This window comes from Runella limosa DSM 17973 (genome assembly GCF_000482465.1).
GTDB classification, from domain to species: Bacteria; Bacteroidota; Bacteroidia; order Cytophagales; family Spirosomataceae; genus Runella; species Runella limosa.
This window is the reverse complement of record NZ_KI519425.1, coordinates 1-5,849: the sequence shown is the minus strand read 5'-3', so window position 1 is coordinate 5,849 and position 5,849 is coordinate 1. Positions and strand designations below refer to the sequence as shown.

General features: G+C 44.8%; 6 protein-coding genes. 5 read left to right on the top strand and 1 reads right to left on the bottom strand.

Annotated features, from left to right (window positions below):
* The 3 genes from K339_RS0123275 to K339_RS0123265 all read left to right on the top strand — a co-directional run.
* A partial coding sequence (locus tag K339_RS0123275) for an immunoglobulin domain-containing protein (protein WP_028525759.1) occupies positions 1 to 1,146 on the top strand: 1,146 nt, incomplete at its 5' end.
* Positions 1,147 to 1,188: 42 nt separating this feature from the next.
* Positions 1,189 to 2,562 (top strand): glutamine synthetase family protein, encoded by a 1,374-nt coding sequence (locus K339_RS0123270; protein ID WP_028525758.1) that lies wholly within the window; start codon positions 1,189 to 1,191, stop codon positions 2,560 to 2,562.
* A 250-nt stretch (positions 2,563 to 2,812) separates the two neighbouring features.
* On the top strand, positions 2,813 to 3,490 hold the full coding sequence (locus tag K339_RS0123265) for a superoxide dismutase (RefSeq protein WP_084332294.1): 678 nt from the start codon (positions 2,813 to 2,815) through the stop codon (positions 3,488 to 3,490).
* A gap of 79 nt (positions 3,491 to 3,569) precedes the next feature.
* Here K339_RS0123265 and K339_RS0123260 read toward each other — a convergent pair whose 3' ends face one another.
* Entirely contained in the window at positions 3,570 to 4,142 is a 573-nt protein-coding gene (locus tag K339_RS0123260) for a hypothetical protein (RefSeq protein WP_028525756.1), read from the bottom strand.
* A gap of 156 nt (positions 4,143 to 4,298) precedes the next feature.
* Here K339_RS0123260 and K339_RS0123255 point away from each other — a divergent pair, with 156 nt between their 5' ends.
* Both K339_RS0123255 and K339_RS0123250 read left to right on the top strand, forming a co-directional pair.
* The gene (locus K339_RS0123255) at positions 4,299 to 5,462 is read left to right on the top strand and encodes an FG-GAP repeat domain-containing protein (protein WP_028525755.1); all 1,164 of its coding nucleotides are present in this window, start codon (positions 4,299 to 4,301) and stop codon (positions 5,460 to 5,462) included.
* Between the two features lie 110 nt (positions 5,463 to 5,572).
* Positions 5,573 to 5,849, top strand: a 277-nt coding sequence (locus tag K339_RS0123250) for a transposase (protein WP_028525754.1), incomplete at its 3' end; no start/stop codon positions are given.

Sequence of the window (5,849 nt, the reverse complement as noted above, 5' to 3'; positions counted from 1 at the left end):
TGTCCAAAACCCGTTTTCGTTGTCCCTGAAAGCCAAGCCGTGTGCGAAGGTGATACCCTCAGAACTGTCACAGGGTTCGTCGATTCGGGCGTTACTGTCGATTGGTACGATGCCCCAACGGGTGGAAATCTTTTGTTGAGAGGTTCTATCTTGTTCAAACCTACCCAAGCTGGTATTTACTACGCCGAAGCCCGCGATACGCTCACCAACTGTAAGTCAACTTCGCGCGCACCGTCGTATGCCTTTATTAATGATTTGCCGTCGTTTCAGGTGACAACCAGTCGCTCGACTTGTAGCAATTCAGCGGCTCAAAACAACGGTAAAATTTCAATGACTCGTCTCAAAAATGGGACAAAGTATGATTTCTCCGTAGGTATCTCTTACACAGGTAGTAGAACCTTTGACACCGCTCTTGATATTCCTAGTGATAGTATTTTGGTTCGTGATATTCCTAATCCAGTTTCGTCCCAAAGCTATACCATCCGTATTTTTGGAGAACCTAATTGCTTTACCGACACAACTGTTACTATCACAAACGTAGATTGCAACTGTAACCCTATGAATGTGTTGGTTGTTCCGTCCAGCTTTACGATTTGCGAAGGTGAGCCTTTCCCTGTTTTAGTGGGTGCCGTCGGGGCAGACATAACCGTCGATTGGTACGACAAAGATGGTAACTTACTTAAAGCCAATTCGCTTACCTACCAACCTAATTTCTTTGGAGAATTTTATGCCGAAGGGCGCTCTCTGGTAGTAGCAGGCTGCGTGAGTAGCACTCGTACCAAAGCCGTGGGGGCGAAAATCGGGCAACCTACTTTTACCTTGACTACGCGCCCTGCTACTTGTATTGGCGATACGGTTCTGAGCGATGGGGAAATTATAATTGAAAACCTAAAAGACGGCGAGCGGTTCGATTATTCGCTAGGCACATCCTACCGAGGAGGAGCGACGTACGAAACAGCGCAACCGCTTCCTACTGACGGAATTATAGGCGCGCTATCCAATGTTAACCAATACTATACCGTCAGAATTTTTAATCGTTGCGGGCTTTTCTACGACGTCACCATCCAAACTACGCACAACGATTGTAGTTGCGACAAACAAAATTGTTTGCCTCTTCAAATGAAAATGAAGAAAAAAGGGAAATAACCTTTTGAGGTTTTTGCCTAACTTGGGGCAAAAAATAACACCATGTCTAAACCTAAGGGCCTTTTAACCATCGAACAGCTACAAGATGCTGTCCAACAACAAACCATTGAAACCATCATTGTTGCTTTTACCGACCACTACGGACGCCTCGTCGGAAAGCGGTTTGATGCCGAATATTTCGTCAACGACGTTTTTGAAAGCGGAACACACGGATGCAATTATCTCCTCACGACCGATATGGCCATGGAGCCCGTTCCAGGGTATTCTTTTGCCAACTGGGAGTTGGGTTACGGCGATTTCCATTTAGTTCCTGATTTGTCCACCCTTCGGATTGCTGCTTGGCTCGACCGCACGGCAATGGTTATTTGCGACGTCAAAAATGAGAAAACGCACGAATACGTCGATATTGCCCCTCGTTCTATCCTTCGAGCTCAACTCGAAAAAGCCAGTGATTACACCGTTTTTGCGGCGTCTGAATTAGAATACTATTTGTTCGAGAACACCTTCCGCGACGCCCATGACCAAGCCTACCACAACCTCAAACCCGTAGGCTGGTACATCGAAGATTATCATATTTTACAAGGCACGCGCACTGAAGCCTTCAATGCCGCCGCACGACGTTATTTGAAACAGTCGGGTGTACCCGTTGAAACCTCTAAAGGTGAATGGGGATTGGGGCAGCACGAACTCAACGTCCGTTATTCGGATATTTTGGACATGGGCGACCGCCACGTTGTCTATAAACAATGCCTCAAAGAAATTGCAGAGGCCATGGGCTGGAGCGTGACTTTCATGGCCAAATTTGCCGCCGACCGCGCAGGCTCAAGCTGTCACATTCATATTAGTTTATGGCAAGAAGGTCAAAACGCATTTGACGGTGATAACCAACTCGGCCCCGTAAAAGGATCCGATGTATTTCGCTGGTTTTTGGGCGGCTGTATCAAATACACCCCTGATGTGATGGTATTTTATGCTCCTACCATCAACTCCTACAAACGCTACGTGGACGGCTCATGGGCACCCACTCGTCTGGCGTGGAGTTATGACAACCGCACGGCGGGCTATCGGGTAGTAGGGCAAGGAAAAAGCCTGCGCATCGAATGTCGCATTCCAGGCGCTGACTGTAATCCTTATTTGGCTTTTGCGGCCTTATTAGCTTCAGGAATGGAAGGCGTCAAAAACAAGATTGAACCACCTGCCCTTTTTGATGGTGACATTTATGCGGCAGCACATTTGCCACGTGTTCCTTATACATTGGCCGAAGCAATCGACATTTTTAGCCATAGCCCTTTTGCCAAAGAAACATTTGGGGAGAGCGTTGTAGAACACTACACTCATTTTTATCGTACCGAGCAAGCAGCTTTTAATTCATCGGTAACAGACTGGGAACGTAAACGGTATTTTGAACAAATTTAGGAGGTAAAGCGGGGCAAAAAGATACTATTTTCAAATTTTTTCTTGAAATAGTTCATTTATTAAAATAATCTTGTACCTTTGTAGAAGTTATTCCTAAACCCTTCCAGACATTTATACTTACAAAAGACCTTCTGACTTCGGGCAGAAGGTCTTTTATTTTTGATTAAAAACAACTTTGTTCGCTTTTCTTGCGTTCTATTCTGCGTAATATTGCACCTCATTCACGTTTCAACCATTCTTTTATACCACAATGACAACTAATTTTCTTAGAAACGCACTTGTAGTGGTTCTTACAGCAGGGTCGTTGCAGGCAATCGCCCAATTTACGCAAGCCCCGCTTCCGTACGCTCCCGAAGCGCTTGAGCCTAGCATCGACAAAGCCACGATGGAAATTCACTACGGCCGTCACCACAAAGCATACATCACCAACCTCAATACGGCTGTGGCAGGAAAGCCCGAAGAAAAATTGAGCATTGATGCTTTGGTAAAAGGAATCACGAAAGAAACGGCTCCTGCCATCCGCAACAATGGCGGTGGTCACTGGAACCATACGTTCTTCTGGAACATCATGGCACCTGGCAAAGGAGGCATGCCTTCGGGAGAATTAGCCGCAGCGATTACCAAAGAATTTGGTTCTTTCGACGAATTTAAAAACAAATTCAAAGCGGCTGGCGCGGGTCGTTTTGGCTCAGGCTGGGCTTGGTTGATTGTAAAAGACAAAAAACTTGTCATCACTTCTACCCCAAACCAAGACAACCCACTCATGCCCGTAGCTGACGTACAAGGCGCACCTATTTTGGGGATTGACGTGTGGGAACACGCTTATTATTTGAAGTACCAAAACAAACGTCCTGACTACCTCGACGCGTTTTGGAACGTTGTTAACTGGGACAAAGTAGCCGAGCTTTACGCAGCAGCGTCAAAGTAAGCTCCAAAATAATTTTTGCTCATAAAAAAAGGCGGCCCGTAAACGAGCCGCCTTTTTTTATGATTCTTCGTTCCAACGATTACAATTTGTCGTCGGCTTTCAAGTACGTCTTATTCCCGTTTGAATTGATGTAATATTGACCACCGCGAGGGCCTTGGTAAATGGTGCGACCTTTGTCGTCTTTACCCATGGTTTTATCAGCACCTGCTACCTTCTTGCGCGTGTTTCCATCGGCTTCCTTGCCATCATCCTCTTTCGCGGCAGGCTTCACCTTCGTGCCTTTGCTTTTTTTATCAGCGTTGTCGGCTTTGTCTTCTTTCTTATCAGCCTTGTCCTCCTTCTTGTCTTTTTTGTCTTCTTTCTTATCCTTCTTATCTTCTTTTTTGTCAGCCTTGTCTTCTAACTTGTCTTTTTTGCCCTTGTCAGTTTTGGCATCTTTCTTGTCCTCTTTTTTATCTTTCTTGTCTTCCTTCTTGTCTTTTTTATCTTCTTTCTTATCCTTCTTATCCTCCTTTTTGTCTTTTTTATCCTCGGCTTTGTCTTTCGCTTTTTCTTTCTTTTCCTTTTTCGGTTTTGTTTCGGTTTGTGCTACGCTATCTAGCGTTACGCCAAAGCACAAAAGGGTGATTAACAGGGCGAGTAACTTTTTCATTTTGTGTAAGATTGAGTTTAAATAGTGGTTTTATTGGTTTGGTCAAATGTATTGCAATTTTTCACAATTTAAGAAAAGATTGTGCTTTTTAATTGCTTTTTAAATCATTAGACGCCCGCGCGTTTCTCATCGTCACACTTTCAAATTTCTATGCCAATGAAAAAGCTACTTTTTGTACTTATCCAACTATCCACGGCCTCACTTTTTGCACAATCCCCTGCCCCTAACTTTAAAATACAAGTCATTGATAATCAAATCAGTATTGGCTATGGACTAGCCATTGGCGATGTAGATGGCGACCAACGAAAAGATATTTTACTCGCCGACCAAAAAGAGATTGTTTGGTATAGAAACGGCGATTGGAAACGCTTTGTCATGGCAGCAAATCTTACTTCTAAAGACAATGTCTGTATCGCCGCCCGCGACATCGACGGCGATGGTCGTGTAGAGGTAGCCGTAGGGGCAATGTGGAACCCCGCCGAAACCAAAGACATCACCCAATCGGGAGCAGTTTTTTATTTGATTCGCCCCAAAGACCCTACGCAATTGTGGGAACCCGTACGCCTTCATCACGAAATCACTACCCACCGAATGCGTTGGGCAAAAGTTGATAAAAATAAGTACCAACTCATTGTCGCGCCGCTGCATGGACTTGGCAATACCAACGGCGAAGGAGTGGGCGTAAAACTATTGGCGTACGATGTTCCTAAAAATCCAAAACAAGCTTGGCCTTATCACCTGATTGATTCCACGCTGCACATTACGCACAATTTTGAAATTTGGGAAGACCAAAACGCAACCCGCCTTCTCATAGGCAGCAAAGAAGGAGGCAAAGTAGTAAGTTATCAAAAAGGGCAATGGACGCCCACGCAGCAATGGGTAGGCGAGGGAACGGGCGTGGGTGAAGTTCGTCGCGGATATTTGCCCAACAAAAAGCCTTTTGTGGCTGCCGTTAGTCCTTGGCATGGCAATCAACTTGTGGTCTTGGATACTCAAACCAATACCAAAAAAGTACTGACCACGCGCCTCAATCAAGGCCACGCTGTGGTTTGTGAAGATTTTTTGGGAACGGGTTCTTCACAAATCGTAGTAGGATGGCGCAATCCGAACGCCGATAAAAAAGTGGGTGTGCGGTTGTTTGCTCCCAAAGATGCCAACGGCGAAAATTGGGAAGAGTTTACGTTGGACGAAAGTGTAATGATGGCTTGTGAAGACCTACAGGCCGCTGACCTTGACAATGACGGCGATTTAGACCTTATTGCGTCGGGTCGTTCTACGCTCAACGTCTTGGTCTATTGGAATCAACGCATTTCAAAATAAATAGACCTTCCAAGTTTTTACTTCGTAGGTAACTAAACTTGGAAGGTCTGAATCTAGCCCGCTAAAAAGTTGGACACAAATTAGGGTATAACTTTTAAATTTGTGATTCAATGGGAAAGCATCAAAAATCATGGAGCCAGGAGGAAAAACTGACCATAGTGAATTACTACAAAGAACACGGAGCTGCTAAGACATCTAAGGAGTTTAACGTCTCGAGTGCAAACATTTATAACTGGGTTTCCCAGTACGAAAAAGGAGGTTTTTCAAGCCCATCCAGCGTTAGTAACTCTGATAAAGACAAAGAGATTCTTCGCCTTCAGCGAGAGATTCAAGCTTATAAAGAGATAATCGCTGAAAAAGAATTGTCACTTAGAATCAAGGATGCTT